Origin of the sequence: Thiocapsa bogorovii (assembly GCF_021228795.1) — a bacterium.
In the GTDB taxonomy this organism is placed as follows: Bacteria; Pseudomonadota; Gammaproteobacteria; order Chromatiales; family Chromatiaceae; genus Thiocapsa; species Thiocapsa bogorovii.
Genome location: NZ_CP089309.1, coordinates 1722199 through 1748709, shown reverse-complemented (window position 1 = coordinate 1748709; position 26511 = coordinate 1722199). Strand labels below are relative to the sequence as shown.

The window sequence follows — 26511 nt, the reverse complement described above, 5'->3', positions numbered from 1 at the left end:
TTCGGGGAGATGGACTTGAATCCAAGATTCACGGCGAATCGCTTTCCCAACGCATCCTCGGGCGGCGCAGAGCGCCGCCCGAGCAGGCTATCTCACCAGGTCGTAGTTGTAGTCCGTTACACCCATCTCGCGCGTCTCTTCGTCCAGGCGCTCGAGCACGGCATTGACCAGGGTGGTGAGGATGTACATGGCACCCTCGTAGCCCAACGTGGTCATGCGATGCAGGTGGTGCCGATCGAAGATCGGGAAGCCGATCCGGATCAGCGGGACCTCATGCTCCTTGCCCTTGTGCAGGGTGTCGCGCTGGATGAACTTGCCGTAGCTGTTGCCGATCATGAAGTCCGGCTTGTCTGTGAAGCACAGCGAGCGGAAGTGCCAGAGGTCGGAGCTGGTATAGACCTTCCCCTCCTTGCCGTAAGGCGACTCCGCGAGCACGCCCTCCACTTCTTTCTTCCAACGCTTGTTGGCGTGGTTGCAGAGGATGTGGGTCGGTTCGGCACCCAGCTCGAGCAGGAACTTGACCATCCCGAGCACGAAGTCGGCATCGCCGTAGAGCGCGAACTTCTTGCCGTGCAGCCAGGTGTGGCTGTCGGTCATCATGTCGACCAGACGACCGCGCTCCTTGGCCAGCGACTCGGGGATGGCCTTTCCGGTCAGCTCGGAGACCTTCATCAGGAACTCGTCGGTCCACTCCAATCCCATCGGGATGTGGATGGGGGTTGCCGGCTGCTGCCAGGTGATCTGGACGAATTTCTTGGTCTTCGGCAACTGCCAGGGCTGCAACAGCAGAGTGTCGATCGCGTTGGGGGCATCCTTCACCGCATCGATGCTGGTGCCGCCGTCGTACATGCGATATTCACCGTCGGCAGGGGTGTCGAGCACCTCGGTCGGGTCGCACAGCAGGCTGTAGTCGACGCCCATTTCCTTCATCATGCGGTGCATGACGCGGTAGTTGCCGAGATAGGTCTCGAACCCGGGGACCAGGTTGATCTTCTTGTTCGAACCGACGACCTTATCGTCCATCGTGTTGAGCGTGAAGTAGCGGACGATCCCCTCGAACATGTTGTCCCAGCCGGTCGTATGGCTGCCGACAAAGCTCGGTGTGTGCGCGAACGGGGTCGGGAATTCGTCCGGGACGAACCCTTCTTTCTTGGCGTTGCCGATGAAGGCGTTGAGGTCGTCACCGATGACCTCGGCCATGCAGGTGGTGCTGACCGCGATCATCTCGGGCTTGTAGAGCGCACGGGCGTTCTGCAGGCCGTCCATCATGTTCTTCTGGCCGCCGAAAACGGCCGCGTCTTCCGTCATGGAGTCGGATACGCAGGCGATCGGCTCCTTGAAGTGACGGTTGAAATAGGTGCGGAAATACGCCACGCAGCCCTGCGAGCCATGCACGTAGGGGAGTGTCTTCTCGAACCCGAGGGCGCAGAGGACGGCGCCAAGCGGCTGACACGCCTTCGCCGGGTTGACGGTCAGGGCCTCACGCTTGAAGTTGAGCTCCTGGTATTCCTTGGTCGTGGTCCACTGGAACACCTCTTCGATCTTCTCGTCGGAGTGGCGCTCTTCCACGCCGCCCTGCTTCTTCGCGAGGTTCTCGACATAGTCTGCATCCCTGAATAAGGGATAGCTGGGTTTGATCTGGTCGGTGGTTTGGCTCATGAGTGTGCTCCTGCCGCGCCGCTCATCCGCGGACAACGACATGGTTGGGACTGCGTTCGGTGTCTTTTTCGAGCCGCCTGCCGCCAGCCTCCGGCGGATAGCCGGTGACAAAAGGCTGGCGGACGAAGCCTCGAGATCAGGCGCTGGCGGCCATCGGTGCAGCCTCTTGATCGCCTGACTGCTGCCAAGGGGCCTGCATCTTCTTCCAGCAGGGGTTGTTGATCGTCATGTCCATATCGCGGGCGAAGATGGCGAAGCCGTCGTAGCCGTGATACGGACCCGAGTAATCCCAGGAGTGCATCTGGCGGAAGGGGATGCCCATCTTCTGGAAGATGTACTTCTCCTTGATGCCGGAGCCGATCAGATCGGGCTTGACCTTCTTGACGAACTCTTCGAACTCGTAGCCCGTGATGTCGTCGTAGAGCAGGGTCGCGTTGCCCATCTCTTTGATGGTGCGGTCGTAGTCGTCGTTGTGCGCGAACTCGTACCCGGTGCCGACCACTTCCATGCCCAGATCTTCGTAGGCACCGATCACGTGGCGCGGACGCAGGCCGCCGACATAGAGCATGACCTTCTTGCCTTCCAGGCGTGGGCGATATTTGGCGATGATCGCCTCGTACTCGGCCGTGTATTTGGCGATGACCGTCTCGGCGTTGGCCTGGATGGTCTCGTCGAAGAAGCCGGCGATCTTGCGCAAGGACTCGGCGATCTTGGTCGGGCCGAAGAAGTTGTACTCCATCCACGGCACGCCGTACTTCTCTTCCATGTGACGGGAGATGTAGTTCATGGAGCGGTAGCAGTGGATCAGGTTCAGCTTGACCTTGGGGGTCAGCTCCATCTCCGACAGGGTGCCGTCGCCCGACCACTGGGCAACCACGCGCAGGCCCATCTCTTCCAGCAGGATGCGCGAGGACCAGGCGTCGCCGCCGATGTTGTAGTCGCCGATCACCGCCACGTCGTAGGGGCCGACCTGGAAGGACTCGTCGCCGTCACGGTTGCCGATGACCCAGTCGCGGATCGCGTCGTTGGCGATGTGGTGACCCAGTGACTGAGACACGCCGCGGAAACCCTCGCAACGCACCGGCACGACCGGCTTGTCGAGCGCCTTTCCCTGCTTCTTCGCGACCGCTTCGATGTCGTCGCCGATCAGACCGATCGGACACTCGGACTGGACAGTGATGCCCTTGCTCAGCGGGAACAGCCCCTCGATCTCGGTGATCAGCTTGTCGAGCTTCTTGTCGCCGCCGAACACGATGTCCTTCTCCTGGAAATCCGAGGTGAAGTTCATGGTGCCGAACGTGTTGACGCCGGTCGTCCCCACGTAATAGTTGCGACGCCCGGCACGCGAATACTGGCCGCAGCCGACCGGGCCGTGCGAGATGTGGATCATGTCCTTGATCGGACCCCACACCACGCCCTTGGAACCGGCATAGGCACACCCGCGCACGGTCATGACGCCCGGCAAGGATTTGCGGTTGGAGGTGATGCACTTCTTGGACTGCTCGACCGATTGGTCGTTGACCGCCAAATGCTTGGCGCGATCCTTCTTCGCCTTTTCAGGATAGACCTCGAGCACCTCTTGAATGAGGGCTTGGGTCTCTTCGCGAGTCAATGCTGACATACTGGTTTTCCTCGATTCGGCGCCGCGGCCAATCCGCCGACGGTCGCGCGTTGAGAAATGGAAGAACAAGGGACAGCGGCATCGACCCGCCGTGTCCATTCAAAACAACAATCCCCGTGCCGAACCCGCTCCGGCCTGACCCGCGTTGCCTTCATCCAAGCGAAACCTCGCTCCCGGCAGCCTTCATCGCCAAGCCGCGCCAACTCATCCCTAAGTCTTCAATCATCCTGAACCGCGCCCCGCCGAGGGCTGCAGGGACCACCAAGGTCAAACCCAAACGCAGACAGCGCATGTCACCGAGAGACGCGGTTCAGGCCGCGACCGCCTCTTCTTCGGCGGTCTTGCCGACGATGCTCTCGTCCTCGCCATCCATCAGGCCGAAGTCCATCAGCAGATCTTCGAGCGCATCCATGGTGATCGGCGTGGGGATCACGAACTTCGTGTTGTTGATGATCTTGTTGGCCAGGTCGCGGTACTCTTGCGCCTGCTTGGCCTTGGGGTCGTACTCGATGACCGTCATGCGGCGGATCTCGGCGCGCTGCACGACGTTGTCGCGCGGTACGAAGTGGATCATCTGCGTGCCCAGCTGGCGGGCGAGCTCCATGATCAGCTCGTCTTCGCGGGCGGTGTTGCGGCTGTTGCAGATCAGGCCGGCCAGACGCACCGAGCCGGAGCTTGCGTACTTCACGATGCCCTTGGCGATGTTGTTGGCCGCGAACATGGCCATCATCTCGCCGGAGCACACGATGTAGATCTCTTGCGCCTTGTTTTCGCGAATCGGCATGGCGAACCCGCCGCAGACCACGTCGCCGAGCACGTCGTAGAAGACGAAGTCCAGATCGTCTTCATAAGCGCCTTCCTCTTCGAGGAAGTTGATGGCCGTGATGACACCGCGACCGGCGCAACCCACGCCCGGCTCCGGGCCGCCCGACTCGACGCACTTGATGTTGCCGTAGCCGACCTTGAGCACGTCTTCCAGCTCCAAGTCTTCGACCGAGCCGGCGTCAGCGGCCATCTGCATGATGGTATTCTGTGCCTTGGCGTGCAGGATCAGGCGCGTCGAGTCGGCCTTGGGGTCACAACCGACAATCATGACCTTCTTGCCGAGCTCGGCGAGACCGGCCACGAGGTTCTGAGTGGTGGTGGACTTGCCGATTCCGCCTTTGCCGTAAATGGCACATTGACGCATAGCCATGGGGTGGTCTCCTGTAGGTCCGCTCTCGCGGGCGTTGAACAAATTTGCCTCACGAGCCTTTCAGCAAACCATATGCCAACCACGCCAATGCGCTCCATCATCATGTTTTAAATGGAGTTGTTAATGGCTCACAGATGTCGCCGGTTTGGTGGCATCCCCGACAAAGCCGCAAGGCATGTATGGATAACAACCGACAAACCCAACAACCGCCGCCCGCCACGCTCCCGGCCAACGCCCGTCTCCCCATCAATCACTGCAACCTCCCCGCCGTGATCCTGGGCAGCCTGACCTACCAACAACACCCGGTCCCGCTGGAGCTCGACGGCATTCGCAACTTCCACGCGGACCTCTTTCGCACCCTGGCGCCGATCCCGCAGCACGCCGCACGCTCCCAAGCCTTTCAGGACTACGTCAGCGCCCACTTCCTTCTCGATCATCTCGACGAGGCCGGACTCGCGAAGGACAAGACCAAAAAGAAACGGATCAACGCCAACTATCTGCGCATGGCACGCGGCTGGTCCTTCGACTCGGACGGCCGCGAAGGCGCCATCCTCAAACGCTGGGTCGAGAGCCGCTTCGGCCTGCTCGCCCGACACCACGCCGGACCGCTCCAGGGCAGACACAGCGAGGCGTACGAGCGCTATGTCACCGAGGGCACCCGCGGCCTCTATGCCACCAACGCCCTCGAGGCCCAGCTCGACCTCCTCTATACCTATTGTCAGTACGAGCTCCTCCAGGCCCACCCCGAAGAGACCCACCTCAGCCTCTACCGCGGCATCAACCGCATCGACGAGCACGAGATCCTCGAAACCCTCGGCGGCGGGCGCTACCGGGTGCTCTTCAACAACCTCAACAGCTTCACCAGCAGCCGCGAGCGCGCCGACGAGTTCGGGGACTACATCCTCATCGCGGAGGTGCCCCTACCGAAGATCTTCTTCTTCAATCGGCTACTGCCGGGGATGCTGAAGGGGGAGGATGAGTTTGTGGTGGTTGGGGGGGTGTATGAGGTTTCGATCAGTACGCTTTGAGGTCCGAGAGGGTGTCGGGTTTTGGACAGGGGCGTGGGACGGGGGTGGGTGATCTGGGACCTTCCGGTGCCGCTCGATTGATGCGGGCGCCTGACGTGACGGCCGGATTCCGAATCCTGTGATATATTTTTCGCACACGCTACGGAGGAAACGAACGTCAAAGACTCGACGAAGACAGCAAGAGCCGAACCGCCTGGAGCAACCGAGGGGTTCGGCTTTTTTGAGTCTGGCTCTTGGGGGGTGGGCTGTGTCGTTCAAGCATGAACCGAGAGGGGCTCTGGATGCCACCTGGGTACGAGACTGCATGCGATCTCGTACGGGACAGTACGTGTGCAAGCAAGAACACTATATGTATTCGCGAGGTCAGCTACACACCTAAGGGATAGAAATGGGATTTTCTGACGAATTAATGATTGCTCTGGCTAGCTGGCAAAATGGCTGGCGAGAGAACCCAAAAGAAAGAGAACGACTATCCGGCGCATTACTGAAGGCTGTTGAAAATGTAGATGCAAAATTCAAGCGAGTAACTAACGCGTGTTAGGCTTCGCACAAATCGAATCGCAGTCTGAATGGCATCTATGGAAATTCTTGCTTAGTATTTGCTTTGTCGCAGGATTAATGCTTTATCGCTTTCAGAATGCCAACCAGTCTTTGAGTTCGTTACTGGGTTCAGCGATTATTTTCATTCCCGTTTTCGCCGGAGCTTGGTTTACAACTGCCTTTACCAAGTTCGAGGTCGTTACCTTGTATCCTCAGGTGGCTATAGCTGCTTCGGGCTTAGCATCGGTGTTTTTGGGATATATTGCACACTTTTTGAATCTTTTTGAAAACAAGCTAACAAACGCGTGAATATGGATCGTGAAAAATGGATCGCAGCGTCGCTTTTGGGGTCCTGTTACGCGTGGCGTTAGCCGATCAATACTAGTCCGAGAAATCCGTCTGCCATATTGACATCCTGAAAAAGGGTACATTGAGCATGAGTAAGCATCGGCATTTAGTAATTCTGATTCTTGTTGTCGTGACATTACAGGCGGTTTTTGCTATTTCGGTATATAATTCGTTCGATACGCTCGCTGATCGCGGCGCGTTCGGAGATATGTTTGGCGTCGTAAATACCCTTTTCAGTGGTTTTGCGTTCGCTGGTGTAATTTATGCGATTTTTCTTCAAGCAAACCAGCTTGAGCTTCAGAAGCTTGAACTTGAACTTACGAGAAAGGAACTTGCAAGAGCGGCGGAAGCGCAGGAAAGCGCGCAAAAAACGTTAAACAATACAATGCTTGCCGATCACGATAGGAGGAGAAAGCAAGCGACGATCGATTATATGCGTGCCGTTCGACCAATTTGGAGCAAAGGCCGGCGTGCACTAAATGATGCATTTGGAAATAATAATTTGTCAGATGGGGACATTGAAAAGATTGATGCCGACAAAGATCTGCAAAGATTGGTTAGAGAAGTTCTTAGCTGGTTAGAGCATTTGTCCGTTGGCGCAAACACGGAAGTATTTGATAAGGACATGATCTACCGTATGTCTGGCTCGTATTTGATAAGGATATACAGGCGAATGAGTACATATATAGAGTCTGCCCAAGTAAAGAATCAGTATGCATATGTTGAGTTTAGAGAGTTAATCCATGATTTTGAAGAACAAAGAAGATTGCGCCCCGATCCCAGAGGTCGAATAAACCATGCGTATACCCCCGAACCGATTAATAAAGACTCATATACATAGACGGAGAGCTGAAGATGACTGATGTAACCATCGTGATCTCAACGGACAACAAAATGGAAGCTAAGAGGTTGGCTGTTCTTCTAACCCGATCACCACAGATTCGTGTAGAGGAAATGTCGGAGCTAAAAAAGGAAAATGCAGCTTATGTTGTAAGTCTCCAGATAACTGATATCTATTCCGAGAATGAAGAAGAGCAATAGTTTTCGGTTGCCAGGATAAGCATCATATAAAGTGGCGAGTTTCTCGGCTCGCTATCAATGCATGGGTTAACAAGATAAGAGCACACGGATCCACAAAAGGCTGGCGCCTTTTGTGATCCGGTTACTTGCGGCGTTAGCCTACAAACTACTGCATGAAGTGAGAGACGCAAGTAACAGGCAACATCGGTATGTACTACGCATGCTACATGCTGGGCACTGGGCAACCGGGTCACCAATTAGCTGACCCCGATCAATAGCACGACCTATGTTCTCGCACCCAAGCACGCTCACGAGGCGATGTGGCTTCTCCGTAAGCGTCCAGCGAAATACATCTATCCCGCGCACTGCGCCATCTGCAAGATGCCGCCATGTTCCACGCACCGAGGAGAAGAGCATGGCAGAGAAGCGGCGCAGTCGCGAGCAGTGGCGGGAGTTGGTCCGGGGCTGGCCGGGCAGTGGTCTGACGCAGGCACAGTACTGCGAACGTCACGGCATTTCGACCGGTAGCCTGTCGCGGTGGCGGGCCGTCTTCGGCCGGGAGCACCACGCGTGCGGCGGGCCGGCGCGATCCGACGCCGAGGCGCCGGTGCGCTTGCTGCCGGTGCAGTTCGGCGACGCCCTCGAGCCGCCGCGCAGTGATCGGGTGCTGACCGTCGTCTTCGGTGACGGCGTGCGCCTGGAGGTCCCGCCCGGGTGCGATAGCGCCACGCTCGCGCGGGTGGTGGATGTGCTCGCGCAGCGCACGACGGCATGATCGGCTTCGGTGCACGCACGCAGGTGTATCTGGCCGCAGGAGCCACGGACATGCGCAAACAAATCGACGGTCTTGCGGCCTTGGTGGTCGATGTCCTTCAGGCCGATCCGTTCTCGGATCATCTGTTCGTCTTCTGCAATCGGGGCCGCGACAAGCTCAAGATTCTCTATTGGCACAACAACGGCTTCTGGCTGTGGTATCGGCGGTTGGAGCGCGAGCGGTTTTGGTGGCCGGCGCCGCAGAGCGTCACACCGGTCATGCTCTCGATCCGCGAATTGGGCTGGTTGCTCGAAGGGCTCGATCCGCGCCGTGTCAACGCCCATCGGCGGGCTGAATTCGATCTGCTTTAAATGCCATCACGCTCGAATCAAGGTCGGTATTCCGGTATCATTCACGTCATGGACGGCCCCCTTCAAACGCTTCCGAATGACCCCGGGGTCCTCCACGGGATCATTGGCCGGTTAAGCGATCAACTGGCGCAATCCGAACGCGAGCGAGCCGAACAGTCGCTGCAGTTGGAACAGCACGCCAATACCCTGCAACAGCAGACCCGGCGTATTGACCAGTTGCTCGAGTACATCGAGCTGTTGCGGCGCAAGCGCTTCGGCCGCAGTGCCGATCGCATCCCCGAGAGTCAGCTCGGGCTGTTTGACGAGACCGAGCTCGAGGCGCTGATCGCCGCGCTCGAAGCCGAGCTGCCGGCCGACACCCCGCCGCCGGCGACACCCGCCGAAGACACCCTCGCGCCGCCCAAGGGCAAGCCGGTGCGCCGGCCGCTGCCGAGCCATCTGCCGCGGGTCGAGCGTATCCTGGATCTGCCCGAGGCGGAGAAAGCCGCCATGGGCGAGGACTGGGTCTTGATCGGCTACGACAGCTCCGAGCAACTGGCGGTCATCCCCCGCCAGACCGACGTCATCGAATACAAGCGCGCCAAATACGTTGCCCGTAACGAAGATGTGCCGGGCGCGGAGGTCGGGGTGAAGATCGCCCCGCGTCCGGCGCAGATCATCCCCAAATCCATCGCCCACAGTTCGCTGCTGGCCTCCATCGTGACGGCCAAGTTCGTCGATGCCCTGCCGCTGTATCGTCAGGAGACGATCTTCGCCCGCGAGGGCATCGCGCTCGGGCGCCAGACCATGGCGGGCTTGCTCATCCAACTGCAGGCCCCGCTGCAACCCGTCGCCGCGGCGCTGAAAGACCTGCTGCGCCGCGGAGCGGTGGTGCATATCGACGAGACACCGGTGCAGGTCCTGCGCGAGCCCGGTCGCGAGAATACCCAAGACTCCTACATGTGGGTGTTCTGCGGCGGGCCGCCGGACACACCGGTGCGCTGGTTCGAGTATGCCCCGAGTCGGGCCGCGGAGGTTCCCCGTCGGGTGCTGTTCCCCGCCGACGTCGATCCGCCGCCGCTGCCGTTCTACCTGCAATCCGACGGCTACGGCGCCTATGGTGTCCTCGCCGCTGCGCCCGGAGTCATCGGCCATGCCGGGTGTTGGGCGCACGTGCGGCGCAAGTTCGTCGATGCCGCCAACGGGCGCAACGCCGGTGCCGCGCAGCAGATGGTGGCCCTGATCGCGGAGCTCTATGCGGTGGAGCGGCGCCTGCGCGACGCCGATCCCCAGACCCGGCTGCGCGGGCGTGCCGAGCACAGCAGGGCGATCCTCATGCGCATCCGCCAGTGGCTGGATCGCACCGCCACCCGCGTGCTTCCCAAAAGTCTGCTCGGCGAGGCCATCGGCTATGCCCTCGGCCAATGGCCGATCCTCATCACCTTTCTCGAGGACGGGCACCTGGAGATCGACAACAACATTGCCGAGAACGCCATCCGGCCCTTTGTGGTCGGGAGAAAGAACTGGCTCTTCGCCGGCAGTCCGAAGGGCGCCGAGACGAGCGCGCTGCTTTACAGCCTGATCGAAACCGCCTTATGCCGTGCGCGGCATAAGGTGGTTTATGCCGCCCGCCGGACTATGCCGAACGGTCTTGGCCGCAGCCCGCCGGTTGCGCGGACTTGCCGCGCAGAAGCGGGTGCGGACAGAGGCACGATTCGGCATAGTCTGATGCCTTACAGAGAGTCCAGGAAGGCGAGCAGCTGGTCGCTCGCTTGGAAGCGGCTGGGCTCGCCGAGTTCGTGGGGTACGAGCTTGGCCAGGGCCGCTTCCTTGAGTTCGAGGTGAGCATGCAGATAAGTCTGCGTCGTTTCGATGGATTCATGGCCTAGCCACAGCGCGATCACGGAGCAATCGACCCCCGCTTGCAGCAGTTCCATGGCCGTACTGTGTCTGAGTACATGCGGCGATACGCGCTTGGATGCCAAGGATGGACAGCGCGCGCTTGCGGTGCGGACATGCTTGGCGAGGAGTGCCTGGACAGCGTCGGCGCTCAGCCGCTCACCGTGCATGCTGGGAAACAGCGCGTCCCCGTCGCACCGCACCGGCTTCTTGAGCCACGTCTTGAGTGCCTCCTGTGTGGCCGAAGGGAGCGGCGTACAGCGTTCTTTCCGGCCTTTGCCAAGGCACCTCACATGAGCCGGTGCTGCGAGATGGACAGATGCCCGATCCAGATTGACGAGCTCGCTAAGGCGCAAGCCGGTCTGAACCGCGAGCAGCAGCAAGGTACGATCACGACATCCCAGCCATGTCGTGCAGTCGGGTGCGGCAAGAATGGCATCGATCTCGGTCCGCGTCAGGAAATCGATTTGGCGCTTGTCATGCCGTTTGGCGGGGATTGCGAGAACGCGCTGAATCAGCGCACTGGCGGCCGGTTCCTCGAAAGACACGAAGCGAAAGAAGGATCGAATCGCCGTCAGGCGCAAGTTGCGCGTCCTGACACTCGCGCCGCGCGCGGTCTCGAGATCGGCCAGGAACGCGTCGATGAGGGTGGCATTGAGATCTTCGAGGGCGAGCGCCGACGGCAGCTTGCGGAGCCGTTTTTGGGCGAACCGGAACAGGAGCCGGAACGTATCGCGGTAGGCTGCGATCGTGTGCGCACTGACTTCGCGCTGCCGCATCAGTCGAACGGTGAAGTAGCGCTCGATGAGCGGGGCGGCACTGGGGCTTGCGCTCATGGCCGTCCCTCCCAGCGTCGGTCGAGGCGCCGTGCGGCTTCTCCCATCAACTGCGGACAGGCGCAGAGGTACCAGTAGGTGTCGCGCACGCTGGCATGGCCAAGATAGGTCGCAAGCAGCGGGAGCCGCTGCGCAACGTCAAGCCCGTCGCGATACCAGCCGAGGAGCGTCCGAATCGCGAAACTATGGCGTAAATCATGGATTCTGGGGCCGGTATGCTGACCCGCTTGCCGCAGTCCGATCTCGCGCGATAGCCGCCAGAAGACACGATAGACATATTGGGGTAGCAATGCGCCGCCGCGCTCCGCAACGAAGAAGTGCGGCCCGCGCGGCGATCCGAGGTGCGCATCCCGCCGCCGGGCGTAGTCGCGCAAGCCTGCGCAGGTCGTCGGATGCACCGGCACCAGCCGGGACTTGCCGAACTTGCTCTCTCGCACGGTCAGCACGCCCTCGTCGAGGTCGACGTCGCTGCGCTGAAGTCCGAGCGATTCGGACAGGCGAATGCCTGTCGCGGCGATCGACCCGAACAGATAATGATAGGTCCACCGCCGCAGGGCATCGTCGGGTGGCAGGGCCAGGGCGGCGGCCAATAACGCACGGATCTCCACATCGCTGTAGAGATAGGGTTTGGCGCGCTTCACAGGCGGCAAGATTCCGGTGGGCGGCACCTCCGTGTTCGGGTCGATGCTCGCAACATGACGCGCGAAGCCACGGACGTCGCTCAGCCGCAAGGCCCAGGAAGCGTGCCGATCGGCGGGTAAAGTCGCCCAAGCCAAAGCCAGCTTGGTCGTGATGGTGACAGCCCCTTGCCGCTCCATGAATGAAACGAAGTCGGCCAGTCGCCGCGCCTGATGCCGGTACTTGTAACCGAGCCCTTGGCGGATGCTCAGGTAGTGCTCGAGTGCACAGCGTAGCGCGATCATTGCAGACCTCCCGGCCAAGGAAGGCTCAACGACCGAAGCCCCTCGAGATCGACTTTTGCATAGATGCGCGTGGTGTCGGGATGCGCGTGTCCGAGCACTTGGCCGATCTGCGACAAGGTGGCGCCGGAGCGCAGCAGCTCGCTGGCAAGGCTGTGGCGGAACAGATGCGCCCCTCGGTGTGCAAAGCCGCTGATTCCCGCACGCTCGAGCGCAGCCCGGGCAATCATCGTGATGGCGCACCCGGAGGCAAAACCGACGTGGGGCGCCAAGATCCGCAGAAACAGCTGGCGAGAATCGGACACCGGTCGATCCTCACGCAGGTAGGCAACGATGGCCGTGCCGACATCGGCGGGGATTGGCATCCAGGTCTGCTGCCGACCCTTGGTGCGAACGCGCATCGCCCCGGACCGCCAGTCGATATCGTCCAACGTGAGGGTCGCAACCTCGTTGGCGCGCAAACCGAGCTTGGCGAGCAGCAGGAGGATGGCATAGTCGCGCCGTCCTAACGCTGTCGTTCGATCGCACTGGGCCAAAACCTTCTCAACTTGCGAGCAGGACGGAGCGGTCGGCAGATCTGTCAGCTGCCATCCCCGGATGGAAGGCACGCAGTCGGCAAGTTCCCTCGGGTTCGCCCCGCGCCGGTAGAGGTAGCGCAGAAAGGCACGCAGGGACCAGCACATGGCCTTCCCGGACGCCGCGCTTGCGTCCCGGGCGTGGCGCTCGACGTAGCCGATGACATCCTCTTGTCCAATGTTGTCGAGATTGCCGGCGCCGGCGGGACATACCTCGCGAAGAAACCGGCGAACGATCGGTCGGTGGCGGAGGATGGACGTCGGTGCCAGCCCGCGTTCATGTCGCAGGTCATCGGCGAACTGTTCGAAAATCTCCTCATCCCACGACATCGGCGGCACTGGTGCAGGCGCAATCGCCTGCGCTTCTCGCAGGACCTCAAGTAGGCGCTTCAGCGCGGCTCGGTCGCCCGTCTGGATAGACTGCTTGCGGCCTCGGTGCCTCAGGTAGCGCTCGAGCACGTGCTCATCGAGCCGAGCAAGCTCCAAGCGGCTGCCGGTCAGCCACTTCAAAAGACCATCGACTAGACTCAGACATCGCCAGGTGCCCTGGCGAGCGAGCCCCTCCTTGACCAGGCGGGTTGTGTAGAGATCGATCACATGTCCGTCGGGCCCGCACTTCAGACTTTTGAATAGCCGACTTTTACGCAAGTACTCTTCCGCCAACATAATCTTGCCCTCCGGTGTTGAACGCGGAGATACAAGACTATGCCGAATTCGTCACAATGGACTTTCGGCGGTTCCCGGCAATAGTTTCGCCGCTCGGCATAGTTCGGCGGGCGGCATAAACCGCCAAGGCCAACGGCCTGGAGCCTTGGGCCTACCTCAACCACCTCTTCGAGCACCTGCCCGGTGCCAAGTCCCCCGAGGCGGTCGCGGCGCTGCTGCCGCACAATCTGAAAATGGACGACCTCAAAAGGGAAGGGGAAATCCGGTAGTTGCCCGGACGCTTACGCTTCTCCGTGGGGAGTCGACACCCGGCCCCTTGTTCGATGGCACCCTGGAAAGACGTCGATGCCCCACCAAGGTCCATGTGTGGCATGAAGGTGCCTGGAAACCCCCGCAATGGTATCCGTACCCGGCATGGGGCTTTGAGATAGCGTGAACCGAGGCTGGCAGGACCTTGGCTTACTGCATCGTAGGGAGGATGACTCACTGCGTAGGGTACGTGACTAAATGCGGCCTAGTACCGAGATGGTGTATGGAATCAAAAGCAGGCTATAAGGCAACCACGCGAATCGAGTTGTTTATGAAAAACACGGAAAACTTTAAGTTATTTTGGTGGTTTGTCCTTGTGGTTGTCGTAGGCTCTTTTCTGTTTAGCAGACAGGAAGATCTAATAGGCGGGAACCCGACTTATTTTGATTCAATGGTATTTATTGTATGGATTGGTATCTGCCTCGCTCCCATTTTTCAAGAAATGGATATATTCGGAATTAAGCTTAAGCAAGATATTCAAGAGTTAAAGAAGGACCTGACCCATCAATTAGCCATCCTAAAAACCGAAGTTACTTCTTCTATTGAGGTTTCTTCCGCTAACAATAACCAAATATATATACGTACGAGTCCCGAACCACCAAAGGATTCGGAAATCCCGGATTTAACGGCTCAGATACAAGATGCACTAGCCAAGCTAGGTATAAAGCCAGAAGATACAGACAATCTAAGCGGGAGGTATGCTGATTCGATTGAAACAGAGATGTTTCAGGTTAGGTTGGCCTTCGAAAAGCTACTTCGCCGGCACTCGATAGCACTTGGGCTTGATACTAGAAGAGTCTCTGTCGGAAAAATGCTAAATCAATTGGGGCGATCAGACTATATATCAAGAGAGATTGTGGTCGGTATACAAGAGGTCATATCAATTTGTAACTATGCGGTGCATGGTGAAGATATAACATCTGATCAAGTCGATTTTGTTAGGCAGTCTGCGCCAGGTCTTCTAAAAGCATTGGAGGCAAGCCTTCGCAAAAGCCACTAACAAATGTCTCTAGTACACCCTGGTCGAATTAAATCGCCATCTGTTTCATGAAGAAAGGGCTCACCATTTAGCCGACATTAATCAATGGCGCGACCTATGTTCTCGCACCCAAGCACGCTCACAAGGCGAGGGGGCCGCTCCGTTGGGAGTAGACACCCGGCCAGTGGCTCGATGGAACCCCAGAAAATCGTCGGTTCCCCGCCAAGGTGCATGTGTGACTCGGGCGTGCCCGGAATCTCGTGCTATATTTCTCGCACACGTTGCGGGGAAAGCTAAGGTCATGGACCGGACGAAGACAGCGAAGCGAAAGCCGAACTGCCTGGAGCGATTGCCGATCGCTTGAGGGTTTTTTACTCTAGCTCTTGAGGGCTCGCCTATGTCGGTCCAGCATCTCCTGAGACGGGGGAGCGGCACGGCGCCTTTGCGGTGACATGGTTACTGGACAGCATGCGGTCTAGGACATGAAAACATGCTCGCAATCTAGAACACGTTGAATCTTAAAATGGAGAGTCTAGTGCTAGATTACATAGTCAACAATAAAGAATGGATCTTCAGCGGGGTCGGGGTTTCAGTCATTTCGTGGTTTTTGGTCCGAACGTCATCCAGCACAAAAATGACGCAAAAAAGCGGCGACAACTCAACAAATGTTCAGGTTGGCGGTAGTATCAACATCTCGAATAAAGACAAGGAAAGTGATGATAAGTAAGAAAACACAAGAATCAGGCGACAACTCTGTGAATTTACAGGCGGAAAGCATAACCGTAAACACAGGCCTGTCGATTGCACATGTTAAAGAAATTGCGTTAGAGGTATTCGAAGTTAATTTCTACAAACTTGCTGGTGCAGCCAAAGACACTGCTGATGAGCGAGCAAAAGAGATTACGGAGCAGTTTCTAGAAGAGCTTTCAGTAAAGAATCCAGAAGGCCTAAAGGCGTCTGAAGACCCGGATTTCCAACATTCTTTATTTCAAGCACAAAAGGAATATGCTCGCTCTGGTGATAAGGAGTTGGGAGACATTCTGGTTGATATATTGGTTGATCGCTCCAGAGAAGAAGAAAGAAGTCTACTTCAAGTAGTTCTAAATGAATCTCTCTCAATAGCACCGAAATTGAATGGTGTGCAACTCGATATATTGGCTTGTTTTTTTAATCTCTACTACACGAGAAGACTTAATATCACCAATCTTCAGATGTTTTCTGATTATCTGAACAATGCTGTACTAGTATTCGCAGATGCCGTAGGCGAAAAGGCGTCAAACTACAGGCATATTGAGTATGTTGGCTGCGCAGCCATAAGGGCGGGCTCAAGAGACGTTGTAAATACTTTAATGCAGAACTATAATGCCATATTCTGCAAAGGATTTGAAAGAGATCAACTAGCCGAAATAGCAGAAGAAAGCCCAAACATCTGGCACGTCATTATTCCATGTCAGCACAACGTCAATCTTGTTCAGGCAAGAGGAATGAATGACGACATAATCCGAATCCTTTGCGAGCAGCAGGCCATCTCAGAAGATAACACCAATAAATTAATACAGATAAATAGTAGCGAAATGATGAGCAAGCAAGAGGCAACGGATTACCTGAAATCAATATGCCCGAAGTTTGAGAAGTTCCTTGAAGATATAACGAAATCAACATTTGAACATCTTGACCTAACTAGTGTAGGCATCGCAATAGCTCACGCGCATTCTAGAAAGAAGGTCGGATTTGAGGCAGATTTGTCAATCTGGCTTTAATAAGGGATTCCAGCGGACACTGGCGCTAATGAGGGGCCGCGCTAATGAGGGGCCGCGGGGTCAGGTCTTGTAATACGATATTTTGGCGTTCGGTGCAGCAAGCCTGATCGGACGCTCCGCGCCGCCATGGTGCCGAGGCCTGAGGGAGCACAGCGAGCAGCTGCAGGTTCAGCCGGGCTTGCTGTGCTGGCCCGTACTGAAGCCGGCTATCGGCCTCGGAGCGACGCACGGGCGGTTCCTGCCCAGGTCAGCGGAAATCCCATGGATTCACGAGTTCAAGCTCGGGGATCGCCCGGAAGTCGGCGATGTTCCGGGTCGCCAGGGCGCTGCGGTTGACGATCGAGATCGCAGCGATCATGCCGTCCGGCGCGCTCAGAGTAAAGGCGGTGGGGTCAGGTCTTGTTTTCCAGCATCGCTGAGCTAAGGTGTTAGGGCACGGGGTCTCACATTTCGCGGAGATCGCGAAAATCGCGAAGATTACTAGCCCGCGCAGGGCGGAACGGAGACGCGGTTCGGCCACTTGCCGGAAGGCAAGGAGGCGGCTGGGTTTTCTGGCATCTACCGAGAGGCTCCGGCATCTGGCTCGGCGCCGGAATCGCCATTCGCCATGGCGTGCGTCGGTCCTACCGGTAGATTTCTCGCCGGTGGCCGACGTCCACCACCATGATCAGGAGACGCTCGTCGTGGATCTCGTAGAGGATGCGATAATCACCGACACGAATCCGCCAGGCGTTTCGTCCGCTGAGTTTCTTGACTCCCTGTGGTCTGGGTTCATCGGCCAGCCGGCGGATGGCATTGGATAGCCGGTCCCGGTCCTGTCCGGCGATTCGTGACAGTGAACGTTGGGCGCGCCTCTCGATGAATATGGCGTAGGTCAATCGAGCCTTCCCTCGGCAATCTCGCGCATCGCCTCCTCGAACGGCATCGGCTCCGAGGGTTGATCCTTGGCCTCGTCGTATGCGCGAATGTCATCGAGCTCCTCCAGCTCTGATTTGATCTGCTGCCATGCGTCAAACGGTAGGACGACGGCCTTACGGTTGCCGGCTTCGTCGACTAGGTACTCTTCGTGCACGGTGATCATCGTATCGTCCAGCTTGCTTCGCGATTGGCGGATTATACCCCTAAGCCTTGAGGCGGAACGCGATAGCGAGGTGGCGGGGTCAGGTCTTGTAATACGATATTTTGGCGTTCGGTGCAGCAAGCCTGATCGGACGCTCCGCGCCGCCATGGTGCCGAGGCCTGAGGGAGCACAGCGAGCAGCTGCAGGTTCAGCCGGGCTTGCTGTGCTGGCCCGCACTGAAGCCGGCTATTGGCCTCGGAGCGACGCACGGGCGGTTCCTGCCCAGGTCAGCGGAAATCCCATGGATTCACGAGTTCAAGCTCAGGGATCGCCCGGAAGCCGGCGATGTTCCGGGTCGCCAGGGCGCTGCGGTTGACGATCGAGATCGCAGCGATCATGCCGTCCGGCGCGCTCAGAGGGCGCCCTCGCCTGTTCGCTCCGCCCATGATCGTTCCGTAGGCGAGGGCGGCGGCTTCGGTGAACGGATAAATTCGGTCGACGAATCGGGTGCGCCAGTCCTCCAGCCCTCGGGTCAGTCGCGCGGCACGCTGGTCCGTGCGGATCTTGTCGATGCCGAAGGCGATTTCCGCGATGGTTACGGGGGGCAAGGCGATCTCGGCGTCGAAACGGATCAGCCAATCGAGGACGTGTTTGTCGGGCGTCTTGCGCAGCGTTTCCGACACCACGTTGGTGTCTGCGAAGATCAAAGGTCGATGCCCGTATGGGGTTTGCGTTCCTCGCGGACCAGCGCCTCAAGATCGACATCGGTCGCGCAATCCCGCGCCAGCCTCTCATAGAACGCCCGTGCAGGCTCGTGTCCGAGCTGCCGTGCCTGGTACATCTCCAGCGCCCGCTCGACGACTTCGGCCACCGAGCGGCGTTCGTAGCGCGCAAGCCGATGGGCCAGTTCGCGTGCCTTGGCGCTGCGCACGGAGAGTTGCGGTTCAGCCATCGATCGCCTCCTGTCGTCTTGAGGGTTCGAGTAAAGCTCCAGCTTAGGGCTGAGTTTTTCTGCTGGCAAGATGGCAACGATTACCTGAGGGACGGCCGCGTGCACGTGCAGAGGGGGAGTTGGGGTCAGGTCTTGTTTTCAAGCATCTCTGAGCTAATCTGTTTCCATCGCCAGACCACTCCGAATCGAGCTTGCGGGCGAGTTGTATCATGTCACCTCGCGCGGCGATCGCCGCGAGGCGATCTACGGCGACAATGAGGACCGAGCGGCCTCGCTGGCGGTGTTTGCGGAGGTCTGCGCACGCTTCAATTGACGCTGTCATGCCTACTGTCAGATGACCAATCACTATCACGTGGCGTGTGGTATGGGCTGCGGTGCCGGGTCTTGCTCGGCACGGACGGCTTCGTACAGCGTCACCCTGGACTGGCGAGCGATCCGCAGCGTTTAGGCGAGATCCCGCGTGCCCAGCGCCGCGCGCTGGCGAAACCCTTATCGGCGATGGCCGATGACTATGCGCCCCCGCGCGAGGCGATGGCGCGGGCATTCCTGAGCAGTGTCTACACGATGTAGGAGATCGAAGAGCATTTCGGTGTGCACTGCTCGACCGTCAGTCGCGCCGTGCGCCGGTTCAAGTGCGCCGAGGTCGGCTCGGCCGAACCGGGGTCGAGTCAGCGGATACGGGATTCCCTGGACTGACGCTGTAGCCTCGTGGACGTCACGCCTCCGATCCTCGCTCCTGTCGGAGACTGAGGGAAGGCCCGACCGATCGGTCTGGTCGCCGACTGCGACTCCGTGATATGTCAGCCTATGTTCCCGTCGCCTATCGTCCGGCCTGATCTGACTTGACTGGCCGCAGTCACAACCTCCTAATAGAAAGCGATTGGCAGCCCCTCGGAGTCCCAAATGGACAAACACCTGGTTAGAGACCGCATCACCACAAACCCCGATCAATGCGGCGGGCGCCCGTGTATTCGCGGCATGCGAATCCGCGTCGTCGATATCCTTGAGATGCTCGCGGAGGGCGTGTCCGCCCGCGAGATCCTCGCGGACTTTCCGGATTTGGAGCCGGAGGACATTCAAGCCTGTTTGCTCCTAGCCGCTGAGCGCGTCGACATCCCGCGACTGGTCGCGTGACGATCTGGCTTGATGCGCAATTGCCGCCGACCCTTGCAGCCTGGCTGGCAAGTACATTTGAGATCAGATGCCTGGCTGTACGTGATCTGGGGCTGCGGGACAGCGATGACCGGGCGATTTTCCAAGCGGCTCGCGACCAAGGCGATGTCGTCATCATGAGCAAGGACAGCGATTTCGTGGAACTTGCCTTAAGACTCGGTCCGCCGCCGCGCATCCTCTGGCTCACCTGCGGCAATGTTACCAACTCCCACCCGCGCCGGATCCTGACAGAGGTGCTGCCGGACGCCATGGCGATGTTGGAGGTCGGCGAAGTCGTCGTCGAAATCGGCGACCGGAACGCTTGATCCATCGCTGGGCTAAGGTGTTTCCGTGGCCAGACCACTCCGAATCGAGCTCGCCGGCGGGCTTTATCACGTCACCTCGCGCGGCGATCGCCGTGAGGCGATCTATCGCGACGATGAGGACCGAGAGGCCTGGCTGGCGGTGTTCGCGGAGGTCTGCGCACGCTTCAATTGGCGCTGTCACGCCTACTGCCAGATGACCAATCACTATCATGTCGTGGTGGAGACTGCGGAGGGGAATCTGTCGAAGGGGATGCGGCAGCTCAACGGCGTCTTCACCCAGCGGGTCAATCGCCGTCACGGCCTGGTCGGACACCTGTTTCAGGGCCGCTTCAAGGGCATTTGTCGGCGTTCGATGATCAATCCGCGACGCCGCTCGAGGCGATGGCGCGGGCATTCCTGAGCCGTGCCTACACGATGCGGGAGATCGCCGAGCATTTCGGCGTACACGACTCGACCGTCAGTCGCGCCGTGTGCCGGTTCGAGCGCGCCGATGCCGGATCGGCCGCGCCGGAGTCGAGCCATCGGATAAGTGATTTCAGGACCTGACCACAAAGCACACCAAGCCCGCTCGACAAAGCCCGCCCCAGCGGGCTTTCTTGTGTCCGGACTCAGATCTATAGTCATCCGATGAGAGATAAACCAACGACGATTAGCGGAACAGCCACCATGGCGAACGCAACAAGGTACGAAGAAGACGTGGTCGCTTGGGCGTCCGAACAAGCAAGACTGCTGCGCGAAAGACGGTTCGACCTGTTGGATATTGCTCATCTGGCCGAGGAGATCGAAGACGTGGGAAAGAGTGAGCAGAGAGAGCTGACGAACCGCATGGCACTGCTCTTGGCTCACCTGGTGAAGTGGCAGATGCAGCCCGGTCGCCGCGGAGCCAGCTGGCAGATCACCATTAGAAACCAACGGCGAGGGATCCTGCGTAGACTCCAAGAGACCCCGAGCCTGCTTCCAAAGCTCGACGACCCCGACTGGTGGGCGGGCGTTTGGGACGACGCGACGGCACAAGCCGCGCAGGAGACCGGACTCTCGGATTTCCCCGAGACATGCCTCTGGACGCCAGATCAGATTCTCGATCCAGCTTGGTCACCGGAGTAGGCGAAACCAGCCGACGCTGGCGGCGGGCCGAAAAGCTTCCTGCCGATGACATCGCTCATCGTGCTCGCTCAGGGCTCGTTGGCAGATAGGGCTGACCATCCCGCTGGCCGTCCTGCTCATGCCGTTTTGTTGTCGCTCACTTTGTTTCACCGGCCGATTCCCGAATTATTTCGCGCGGAATGCTCGCGGTTTTCCCGCATTCTCGACGAGCTCGCCACGTCGCGCCTGCGCCTCGCCTTCGGCCAGGTGTTCACGCAACGCAGCCGATCTGGCGTTGCGCTCCTCCATGTGACGCAGCGCATCGTTTACCAACTCACTTGCCGAGCCATACCGACCGGTTGCGATCTCGTTCTTGATGAAGACTTCCCAGCGTTCCCCTAGGCTTAGGGATGTTGTTGCCATGAGATACCTTCTGTATTCATTTTTGGCAGATATGAATCTTGCGGACGATCGTTCGGCTGAGGTTTCCTTTTTTATCATAGGTGTGGGCGGCGGCGCGAAGGGGGCAAGTTAGGGGCAAGGCTTGTAATCGAGTAATGCGGTGATCACAAAGCGTGACCACGGTGCCTTCGACGGTAGGTCGACTCCTGTGCGGCCGTGACGGCGTCTGCGCGTTCGAACCGGCGCACGGCGCAACTGACGGCGGCGTAGATCCATTGATCAACCGCCCGTGCGTGTGGATGGACTTTCCGGCCGAGACAGAAACGGCACTGCCGATCACCGTCATCAGATCATGTTGGCCTCGGGCATTCACCCGCAGGACGCAAAAGCCGGATTGCTCGCTGTGGAAGGTGACGCGCTCGACGGCGCCGACGAGGCGCTCGAGAGGGGTGCGGAAAGGGAGGGGATCATCGACGGATTGTTGGCGCCGGTGGTGTGGGGCTTGCGGGGTGGGCGTGAACGGAGCGTCTTGGGGCGGTATCGGCCGCAATGTGCGGACATTGACGCCGCTGGCCCGGAGCGGCAAGATCCGGCCGGTATTGGATACCAGCCTGGGCACAATTGATGGCGGGCTCACGTCAGGTGCGAATTCGGGGCTTAGGGAGGTGGCGATTGCGCGGAGCGCTGGATCTGAGTTGATTTGACCATCGTCATAGCCGCGTGTCGCCATGACGACCGGGTGCTTGCGACAGCAGGAGCCCTCGCGAGGTGTTATGCGGTATGGCTCGGACTGTAAAGCGCCACCAACCCGCTGCGGGAAATTGACGTCTGCCCCGACGCCGGAGAGGCTTGTCGCTGGGGTGAAGTGACGACCGGCAGCTCGCCTGATAGACCCGGATTGGGTGCAGACCATGACTTTTCGCTCAGACCTCGAGATCGTCGCCGCGGCACTGGACCGTCAGGTTTCGGCCGCACGCGAGCGCCGCACGCCGGTACTGGCGCAACGCCCGCTGGTCGAACTGATCGAAGACCTCCGCCTTGACTGTCTTGCCCGCGAGGGCGGGCTCACCGGCGACGTTTTGCTGCGTTTCACCGAAGCTTACTTGGGTAGCATCATCAATCTGCACCAGCCCGGCTACATGGGCCATCAGGTGGCGGTGCCTCACCCCTCCGCATCACTCGGTGCGCTGATCGACGGGCTGACGAACAACCCGATGGCCATCTACGAGATGGGCCCCGGCGCCGCGGCCATCGAATGGTTCGTCATCAACTGGATGCTTGAAAAGATCGGTTGGACACCGGCGCCCATCGAGGCCGGAAAGCGTGCCGAACGGATCTGCGGTGGCGGCGTGCTGACACACGGCGGCTCGCTGGCAAACTTGACGGCCCTGATCGCCGCGCGCAGTGCACTGCGCCCCGATGCCTGGCACCAGGGCGACCAAGGCGACCTTGCTGTCATTGCCCCCGAGAGCAACCACTACAGCATTGACCGCGCCGTCGGCATCCTCGGCATCGGCACCCGCAATATCTACCGGGTTCCCTGCGATGCCCGCGGCGCGATGCGGCCGGAGACCCTGCCGCAGATCCTGGAGCGCATCCAGGCCGACGGGCGCACGCCGCTGGCCCTCGTCGCCAATGCCTGCAGCACCTCGGTAGGCGTCTACGATCCGCTGCGTCCGATCGGCGAGTTCTGTCGCGAGTGCGGTATCTGGTTCCACGTCGACGGCGCCCACGGCGCATCGGCGCTGCTGTCGACCGAATACCGCCATCGGCTGGACGGAGTGGAGCTCGCCAGCTCGCTGACTTGGGACGCCCACAAGATGATGCGGACTCCATCCGTCTGTGCCGCGCTTTTGGTGCGTGATCATCGCACCATCGACAGCGCCTTCTCGCAACAGGCGAGCTACCTTTTTCACGACAAGGAGCAGCTGGGCTTCGATTTTCTGCACCGGTCCGTCGAATGCACCAAGAGTGCCATGGGGCTGCGATTCTTCATGGTGCTCGCCGCGCTCGGCGAGCAGGGCCTCGCGCGCTACGTCGAGCATCAGTATCGCCTCGCTGAGCAAGTCCATGACTATCTGAAGGGCATCGACGATATCGAGGTCGCTGTCGCGCCGGAGTCGAACATCCTCTGCCTGCGCCTGCCGGGAACGGACGCCCACCAGCTCACCCTGCGCGACGGAATCCTCAACCGTGGGGACTTTTACATCACCTCCACCGAATTCCAAGGCCGGCGCTGGCTACGGCTGGTCTTCATGAATCCGGAGACGACGCTGGACGATGTCAAGCGGCTGGTGGAGCAGATCCGGGATACGGAGCGGGTGAATCCGGATAGCGCCGTCTATTAATTGCGCGACGCTGAAGGCCGCGGGTAGAGTAGAGGGCAGGTGTCCCGCGACGGTAGATCGGGCCAATCCGTTGCCGCCCCCTTTCGTTTGGCACAGGACAATGCAGGGCAATGGGGGCAGGTCATGCGATCCAGCATTTTCGGCCTGCCAGCTTGCATGGATCGCCGTCCCGGGTTCAGTCCGCCGCGCGACGGCTCGGTTGCACCGGAAGCGATCCACTGAGCGAATAATTGCGCGATCATCTGCCCTCTACTCTAGCGTCCATTCTGACCCCGGCACACCTATCCAACTTGCGGAAAAGAGAACGGGGACGGAGCGCGGTTGTTTCTTATTGACGGGGAAACTGTCGGCCGTGCTTGTGCAGTCTCAAGGAACCGTGATCTTCGAGGTGGGTCGTGCCTTCGTACCATCGGTTTGGGAATGCGCCGGCGACCTCGCAGAAGGGCTTGGCCGAAAGCCATCGAGCCTGGGTCGGGCACCGGCGCATTCCCGCCAAACGCCACGGAGGAACGGTCGTGACCGAGACGCCCCTGCCGGCGAGCCACCAGGGGGTCGGCCCGCGCCCGCCGGGCGTCGCGCCAGCGATCTCCGAACCCGCGGCCTACTTGGATCTTGGCACGGCACCGGCGATTTTCCGGGTTTCATAAGAACCGGGGGCGGGGTGTCTCTTCCCAATGGGAACATTCCCACGGCCGCGATCCGCAAAGGTGGCTGGTTCGGATCGGAGTCGATACCTTGCCTTCCCAACGAGAAACGACTGGGCGTTTGCGGTGACGGGACGGCGCTTCGCGGCATGACCGAACGCGTGTCCGGGCAAGAAAAAATGGGACGTACCATTGATCGGGTTCAGCTCAATGGTAGCCGTTTTTGGGTCCCTTTTCTGGGAACCCGCTCCGCCGGCGCATCATTTGCTCATCCGGCGGCTCGACTTCGATTCAGTAGTCTTTTTCCAGCTTCTCAACGCGCTTCTGCTTTATCTCCCCCAATTTCTTTTTATGCAGAGCGAGCAGCGATTTCAATCGAAGCTTACGGCCTACGAATCCAGTTAGATATAGAAAAAATCCTTCGTCCGAAATACCTCTCGCTTTGATTCCGATGAAGTTCCTGATTTTTAGCTGCATTGCCTTTGGCCAACTGATGACGAGGGAAGGATAGGGGGATGGCTCATATCCGCCTTGATGAAGATAACCCCCGATCCTTGACTCGATGAGCTGTACCTCGGATTCCTGAAGTTGGGTTTTCCATCGATAGGCTAAGGACTCCTTGGGATAGTTGTACTTCGTGGTATTGATGTAATCGAATAGCTTTTCAGTATAGTCGACGCCTATAAAATCACAGACTTTCTTGAGCTCGGCTTCCGGATGGGTAACAAATTCTTCGTACCTTAGTTCAATCCATGCATTTTCATCAATGGACGTCTTCAGCTCACCCCATTCCCGCTGTGCGGTTATCCACATGTCCGGAGCATAATAATAGGATCCGGCCCACCCAAGTTTGACGCTGGAAATGGCGATATCCCGCGGGTCCCGGATGATATGGATATATTTCGCATTTTTGTAGAGATAGGGAATCTTCTTGAATCCCTCATGAACGGTGACGCCCAGGATTTTTTTATTGCCCAGTGTTGTTTGGGCTTTGTGGTTTAAGTAGGAACGCACATCAGTAATGGTAGGGTTTTTGGAGGTTTCGGGTGTTGCGTCTTTGAATGTCTCGAGAACCTGACCCTGGTCGCCGATGAAATTGACTGCGAATTCCCAGCCTCTATCCCATGACACATCCGGATGTCCATTCAAAATTACCCTGAAAAGGGTTGTCCCAGATCGTCTTGCACCAACGAGAAAAATGGGCGTGATTTCTTTTGAATCCGTTTTCATCGCTAAGCCTCATGGTATAACATGAATCTGAGAATCAAGACGCTTGAATACTTGGGTGACGCCGATATTTAATCCGCTGCCGAGCATCTCGATCGAGCCATGTCGACGATCGTTGTGCACGGTGAACACATCATTGAGCCAGCACTTCTTCCTCGACCGATTCCCCTCTGCGAGCGCCACCTTGACACGATCGTTATAGGTCGTTTGACAGTTAATATGACACCGCCATCCAGACTGCATGATTCCGATCGTCACACTCGATGACCGTACAAGGTGACATGATACAAGAAGTCGGTAACTTCGATTCGTAAGGGAGAAAAAAGGGTCAGGTCTTGTAATCCAGCATTATGGGAGAAAAAAGGGGTCAGGTCTTGTAATCGAGCATTATCGGTCTAGGCTTGGCATCACGGCCATAGGATCTTGACGGGTGCCGTGCTGCAGTTTGAGGGAACGGGGGCCGAGCGCGTCGGCTAGCAGGGCGGTGTTACCACCCCCGCAGCCTAAGAATCCGGTCGGCGAGTGTCCCCGCAGCGGCGTCGAGCCTTGTAGGGCACCGCCAAGCACCCGCCGGGCTGAGGAGGGCCTCCTTCACTCGCTGGATTTGCCAGCAGCTGGCGGAGCGGTAAAATTGTGTCGTTTCTGGTTCAAATTCTCGCTCCACACGCTGCGCCTTCAATGCGAAAGGGGCGGCAACAGATAGGCCGGATCGACCGTCGCGGGACGCCTGCTCTCTAAACTCCTTTTAGCTCGCGTGACCGTTCGGCTTCCGATCATTTCATCCGATCGCACAAGCCCAACCGAAAAGCCTTTAGTGCGCCACTCGGGCCGCCAGCACCAGATATAGAGTAACGGCGC

The 26511-nt window shown here is 58.8% G+C and carries 28 protein-coding genes and 2 pseudogenes; 17 read left to right on the top strand and 13 right to left on the bottom strand.

The genetic code is table 11. The annotated features are described in order from the left end of the window. Positions 1-87: 87 nt before the first annotated feature. The 3 genes from nifK to nifH form a co-directional block, all read right to left on the bottom strand. A complete protein-coding gene (gene nifK, locus LT988_RS07980; RefSeq protein WP_232409645.1) occupies positions 88-1659 on the bottom strand; it encodes a nitrogenase molybdenum-iron protein subunit beta in 1572 nt (523 codons plus the stop codon). A gap of 136 nt (positions 1660-1795) precedes the next feature. Then, entirely contained in the window at positions 1796-3280 is a 1485-nt protein-coding gene (nifD, locus tag LT988_RS07975) for a nitrogenase molybdenum-iron protein alpha chain (RefSeq protein WP_232409644.1), read from the bottom strand. A 310-nt stretch (positions 3281-3590) separates the two neighbouring features. Next, on the bottom strand, positions 3591-4475 hold the full coding sequence (gene nifH / locus LT988_RS07970; RefSeq protein WP_232409643.1) for a nitrogenase iron protein: 885 nt from the start codon (positions 4473-4475) through the stop codon (positions 3591-3593). Between the two features lie 179 nt (positions 4476-4654). Here nifH and LT988_RS07965 point away from each other — a divergent pair, with 179 nt between their 5' ends. The 7 genes from LT988_RS07965 to tnpC all read left to right on the top strand — a co-directional run bounded on the left by LT988_RS07965 (position 4655) and on the right by tnpC (position 10360). Continuing rightward, positions 4655-5503, top strand: a complete 849-nt coding sequence (locus LT988_RS07965) for an NAD(+)--dinitrogen-reductase ADP-D-ribosyltransferase (protein ID WP_232409642.1) — start codon at positions 4655-4657, stop codon at positions 5501-5503. 534 nt (positions 5504-6037) lie between these two features. Continuing rightward, on the top strand, positions 6038-6352 hold the full coding sequence (locus tag LT988_RS07960; RefSeq protein ID WP_232409641.1) for a hypothetical protein: 315 nt from the start codon (positions 6038-6040) through the stop codon (positions 6350-6352). Positions 6353-6479: 127 nt separating this feature from the next. Further along, positions 6480-7232 (top strand): DUF4760 domain-containing protein, encoded by a 753-nt coding sequence (locus LT988_RS07955; protein ID WP_232409640.1) that lies wholly within the window; start codon positions 6480-6482, stop codon positions 7230-7232. Between the two features lie 14 nt (positions 7233-7246). Next, complete coding sequence (locus tag LT988_RS07950) at positions 7247-7432, top strand: hypothetical protein (protein WP_232409639.1); 186 nt, start codon at positions 7247-7249, stop codon at positions 7430-7432. Between the two features lie 394 nt (positions 7433-7826). Beyond that, positions 7827-8186 carry an IS66 family insertion sequence element accessory protein TnpA gene (tnpA, locus tag LT988_RS07945; RefSeq protein WP_232409638.1) on the top strand — a complete coding sequence of 120 codons (360 nt, stop codon included), beginning with the start codon at positions 7827-7829 and terminating at the stop codon, positions 8184-8186. Next, positions 8183-8536 (top strand): IS66 family insertion sequence element accessory protein TnpB, encoded by a 354-nt coding sequence (gene tnpB / locus LT988_RS07940; RefSeq protein WP_269752113.1) that lies wholly within the window; start codon positions 8183-8185, stop codon positions 8534-8536. Before tnpA ends, tnpB begins: the two co-directional genes overlap by 4 nt. Next, positions 8537-10360, top strand: coding sequence for an IS66 family transposase (gene tnpC, locus LT988_RS07935; protein ID WP_332460556.1), 1824 nt, complete (start codon positions 8537-8539; stop codon positions 10358-10360). Here the strand turns inward: tnpC and LT988_RS07930 are convergent. Genes LT988_RS07930 through LT988_RS07920 form a run of 3 tightly spaced genes read right to left on the bottom strand, consistent with a single transcriptional unit; the run spans position 10249 to position 13411 of the window. Then, positions 10249-11250, bottom strand: coding sequence for a tyrosine-type recombinase/integrase (locus LT988_RS07930; RefSeq protein WP_232409636.1), 1002 nt, complete (start codon positions 11248-11250; stop codon positions 10249-10251). The genes tnpC and LT988_RS07930 overlap by 112 nt on opposite strands. After that, entirely contained in the window at positions 11247-12173 is a 927-nt protein-coding gene (locus LT988_RS07925) for a tyrosine-type recombinase/integrase (protein ID WP_232409635.1), read from the bottom strand. The genes LT988_RS07930 and LT988_RS07925 overlap by 4 nt, the downstream gene beginning before the upstream one ends. Beyond that, the gene (locus LT988_RS07920; RefSeq protein ID WP_232409634.1) at positions 12170-13411 is read right to left on the bottom strand and encodes a tyrosine-type recombinase/integrase; all 1242 of its coding nucleotides are present in this window, start codon (positions 13409-13411) and stop codon (positions 12170-12172) included. Before LT988_RS07920 ends, LT988_RS07925 begins: the two co-directional genes overlap by 4 nt. A 119-nt stretch (positions 13412-13530) precedes the next feature. Between LT988_RS07920 and LT988_RS25535 the strand changes: the two are divergent. The 3 genes and pseudogenes from LT988_RS25535 to LT988_RS07910 form a co-directional block, all read left to right on the top strand. Then, positions 13531-13680, top strand: a pseudogene (locus tag LT988_RS25535) (transposase domain-containing protein); the annotation flags it as partial. A gap of 263 nt (positions 13681-13943) precedes the next feature. Further along, the gene (locus LT988_RS07915) at positions 13944-14720 is read left to right on the top strand and encodes a hypothetical protein (protein WP_232409633.1); all 777 of its coding nucleotides are present in this window, start codon (positions 13944-13946) and stop codon (positions 14718-14720) included. A gap of 695 nt (positions 14721-15415) precedes the next feature. Beyond that, positions 15416-16459 (top strand): LPO_1073/Vpar_1526 family protein, encoded by a 1044-nt coding sequence (locus LT988_RS07910; RefSeq protein ID WP_232409632.1) that lies wholly within the window; start codon positions 15416-15418, stop codon positions 16457-16459. 623 nt (positions 16460-17082) lie between these two features. Here the strand turns inward: LT988_RS07910 and LT988_RS07905 are convergent. From LT988_RS07905 to LT988_RS07890, 4 genes are all read right to left on the bottom strand, one after another. Continuing rightward, positions 17083-17337 carry a type II toxin-antitoxin system RelE family toxin gene (locus LT988_RS07905; RefSeq protein WP_232409631.1) on the bottom strand — a complete coding sequence of 85 codons (255 nt, stop codon included), beginning with the start codon at positions 17335-17337 and terminating at the stop codon, positions 17083-17085. Continuing rightward, entirely contained in the window at positions 17334-17540 is a 207-nt protein-coding gene (locus LT988_RS07900; RefSeq protein WP_232409630.1) for a hypothetical protein, read from the bottom strand. The genes LT988_RS07905 and LT988_RS07900 overlap by 4 nt, the downstream gene beginning before the upstream one ends. A gap of 266 nt (positions 17541-17806) precedes the next feature. Further along, positions 17807-18226, bottom strand: a complete 420-nt coding sequence (locus tag LT988_RS07895) for a PIN domain-containing protein (protein WP_232409629.1) — start codon at positions 18224-18226, stop codon at positions 17807-17809. Continuing rightward, positions 18223-18471, bottom strand: a complete 249-nt coding sequence (locus LT988_RS07890; RefSeq protein WP_232409628.1) for a type II toxin-antitoxin system VapB family antitoxin — start codon at positions 18469-18471, stop codon at positions 18223-18225. The genes LT988_RS07895 and LT988_RS07890 overlap by 4 nt, the downstream gene beginning before the upstream one ends. A 384-nt stretch (positions 18472-18855) precedes the next feature. Here LT988_RS07890 and LT988_RS07885 point away from each other — a divergent pair, with 384 nt between their 5' ends. From LT988_RS07885 to LT988_RS07860, 6 genes and pseudogenes are all read left to right on the top strand, one after another. Then, positions 18856-19041, top strand: coding sequence for a hypothetical protein (locus LT988_RS07885; protein ID WP_232409627.1), 186 nt, complete (start codon positions 18856-18858; stop codon positions 19039-19041). A 333-nt stretch (positions 19042-19374) separates the two neighbouring features. Continuing rightward, complete coding sequence (locus LT988_RS07880; RefSeq protein ID WP_232409626.1) at positions 19375-19605, top strand: DUF433 domain-containing protein; 231 nt, start codon at positions 19375-19377, stop codon at positions 19603-19605. Beyond that, complete coding sequence (locus LT988_RS07875; protein WP_232409625.1) at positions 19602-19949, top strand: DUF5615 family PIN-like protein; 348 nt, start codon at positions 19602-19604, stop codon at positions 19947-19949. Before LT988_RS07880 ends, LT988_RS07875 begins: the two co-directional genes overlap by 4 nt. Positions 19950-19974: 25 nt before the next feature. Continuing rightward, positions 19975-20289 (top strand): annotated as a pseudogene (locus LT988_RS07870) (transposase); the annotation flags it as partial. Between the two features lie 41 nt (positions 20290-20330). Next, the gene (locus LT988_RS25530; protein ID WP_408648056.1) at positions 20331-20495 is read left to right on the top strand and encodes a helix-turn-helix domain-containing protein; all 165 of its coding nucleotides are present in this window, start codon (positions 20331-20333) and stop codon (positions 20493-20495) included. 120 nt (positions 20496-20615) lie between these two features. Then, a complete protein-coding gene (locus LT988_RS07860; protein ID WP_232409624.1) occupies positions 20616-21053 on the top strand; it encodes a DUF29 domain-containing protein in 438 nt (145 codons plus the stop codon). Positions 21054-21218: 165 nt separating this feature from the next. On the opposite strand, the gene LT988_RS07855 is transcribed toward LT988_RS07860, so the two are convergent. After that, positions 21219-21455 (bottom strand): type II toxin-antitoxin system ParD family antitoxin, encoded by a 237-nt coding sequence (locus LT988_RS07855; RefSeq protein ID WP_232409623.1) that lies wholly within the window; start codon positions 21453-21455, stop codon positions 21219-21221. A gap of 16 nt (positions 21456-21471) precedes the next feature. After that, entirely contained in the window at positions 21472-22164 is a 693-nt protein-coding gene (locus LT988_RS07850; protein WP_232409622.1) for a YrrC family ATP-dependent DNA helicase, read from the bottom strand. Between the two features lie 181 nt (positions 22165-22345). On the opposite strand from LT988_RS07850, the gene LT988_RS07845 reads away from it, so the two are divergent. After that, the gene (locus LT988_RS07845) at positions 22346-23782 is read left to right on the top strand and encodes a pyridoxal phosphate-dependent decarboxylase family protein (RefSeq protein ID WP_232409621.1); all 1437 of its coding nucleotides are present in this window, start codon (positions 22346-22348) and stop codon (positions 23780-23782) included. A 935-nt stretch (positions 23783-24717) separates the two neighbouring features. Here the strand turns inward: LT988_RS07845 and LT988_RS07840 are convergent. Further along, on the bottom strand, positions 24718-25656 hold the full coding sequence (locus tag LT988_RS07840; protein ID WP_232409620.1) for a sulfotransferase family protein: 939 nt from the start codon (positions 25654-25656) through the stop codon (positions 24718-24720). Between the last annotated feature and the right edge of the window lie 855 nt (positions 25657-26511).

What these genes read in the sequence shown, in the direction of transcription:
- LT988_RS07955 (WP_232409640.1), top strand. Translation starts at nt 6,480, where the DNA reads ATGAGTAAGCATCGGCATTTAGTAATTCTGATTCTTGTTGTCGTGACA.
- LT988_RS07900 (WP_232409630.1), bottom strand. Translation starts at nt 17,540, where the DNA reads ATGATCACCGTGCACGAAGAGTACCTAGTCGACGAAGCCGGCAACCGT.
- nifH (WP_232409643.1), bottom strand. Translation starts at nt 4,475, where the DNA reads ATGGCTATGCGTCAATGTGCCATTTACGGCAAAGGCGGAATCGGCAAG.
- LT988_RS07840 (WP_232409620.1), bottom strand. Translation starts at nt 25,656, where the DNA reads ATGAAAACGGATTCAAAAGAAATCACGCCCATTTTTCTCGTTGGTGCA.
- LT988_RS07925 (WP_232409635.1), bottom strand. Translation starts at nt 12,173, where the DNA reads ATGATCGCGCTACGCTGTGCACTCGAGCACTACCTGAGCATCCGCCAA.
- tnpC (WP_332460556.1), top strand. Translation starts at nt 8,537, where the DNA reads ATGCCATCACGCTCGAATCAAGGTCGGTATTCCGGTATCATTCACGTC.
- LT988_RS07890 (WP_232409628.1), bottom strand. Translation starts at nt 18,471, where the DNA reads ATGGCTGAACCGCAACTCTCCGTGCGCAGCGCCAAGGCACGCGAACTG.
- nifK (WP_232409645.1), bottom strand. Translation starts at nt 1,659, where the DNA reads ATGAGCCAAACCACCGACCAGATCAAACCCAGCTATCCCTTATTCAGG.
- tnpB (WP_269752113.1), top strand. Translation starts at nt 8,183, where the DNA reads ATGATCGGCTTCGGTGCACGCACGCAGGTGTATCTGGCCGCAGGAGCC.
- LT988_RS07965 (WP_232409642.1), top strand. Translation starts at nt 4,655, where the DNA reads ATGGATAACAACCGACAAACCCAACAACCGCCGCCCGCCACGCTCCCG.
- LT988_RS07930 (WP_232409636.1), bottom strand. Translation starts at nt 11,250, where the DNA reads ATGAGCGCAAGCCCCAGTGCCGCCCCGCTCATCGAGCGCTACTTCACC.
- LT988_RS07850 (WP_232409622.1), bottom strand. Translation starts at nt 22,164, where the DNA reads ATGGCGACACGCGGCTATGACGATGGTCAAATCAACTCAGATCCAGCG.
- LT988_RS07950 (WP_232409639.1), top strand. Translation starts at nt 7,247, where the DNA reads ATGACTGATGTAACCATCGTGATCTCAACGGACAACAAAATGGAAGCT.
- LT988_RS07915 (WP_232409633.1), top strand. Translation starts at nt 13,944, where the DNA reads ATGGAATCAAAAGCAGGCTATAAGGCAACCACGCGAATCGAGTTGTTT.
- LT988_RS07860 (WP_232409624.1), top strand. Translation starts at nt 20,616, where the DNA reads ATGGCGAACGCAACAAGGTACGAAGAAGACGTGGTCGCTTGGGCGTCC.
- nifD (WP_232409644.1), bottom strand. Translation starts at nt 3,280, where the DNA reads ATGTCAGCATTGACTCGCGAAGAGACCCAAGCCCTCATTCAAGAGGTG.
- tnpA (WP_232409638.1), top strand. Translation starts at nt 7,827, where the DNA reads ATGGCAGAGAAGCGGCGCAGTCGCGAGCAGTGGCGGGAGTTGGTCCGG.
- LT988_RS07855 (WP_232409623.1), bottom strand. Translation starts at nt 21,455, where the DNA reads ATGGCAACAACATCCCTAAGCCTAGGGGAACGCTGGGAAGTCTTCATC.
- LT988_RS07880 (WP_232409626.1), top strand. Translation starts at nt 19,375, where the DNA reads ATGGACAAACACCTGGTTAGAGACCGCATCACCACAAACCCCGATCAA.
- LT988_RS07920 (WP_232409634.1), bottom strand. Translation starts at nt 13,411, where the DNA reads ATGTTGGCGGAAGAGTACTTGCGTAAAAGTCGGCTATTCAAAAGTCTG.
- LT988_RS25530 (WP_408648056.1), top strand. Translation starts at nt 20,331, where the DNA reads ATGGCGCGGGCATTCCTGAGCCGTGCCTACACGATGCGGGAGATCGCC.
- LT988_RS07845 (WP_232409621.1), top strand. Translation starts at nt 22,346, where the DNA reads ATGACTTTTCGCTCAGACCTCGAGATCGTCGCCGCGGCACTGGACCGT.
- LT988_RS07910 (WP_232409632.1), top strand. Translation starts at nt 15,416, where the DNA reads ATGATAAGTAAGAAAACACAAGAATCAGGCGACAACTCTGTGAATTTA.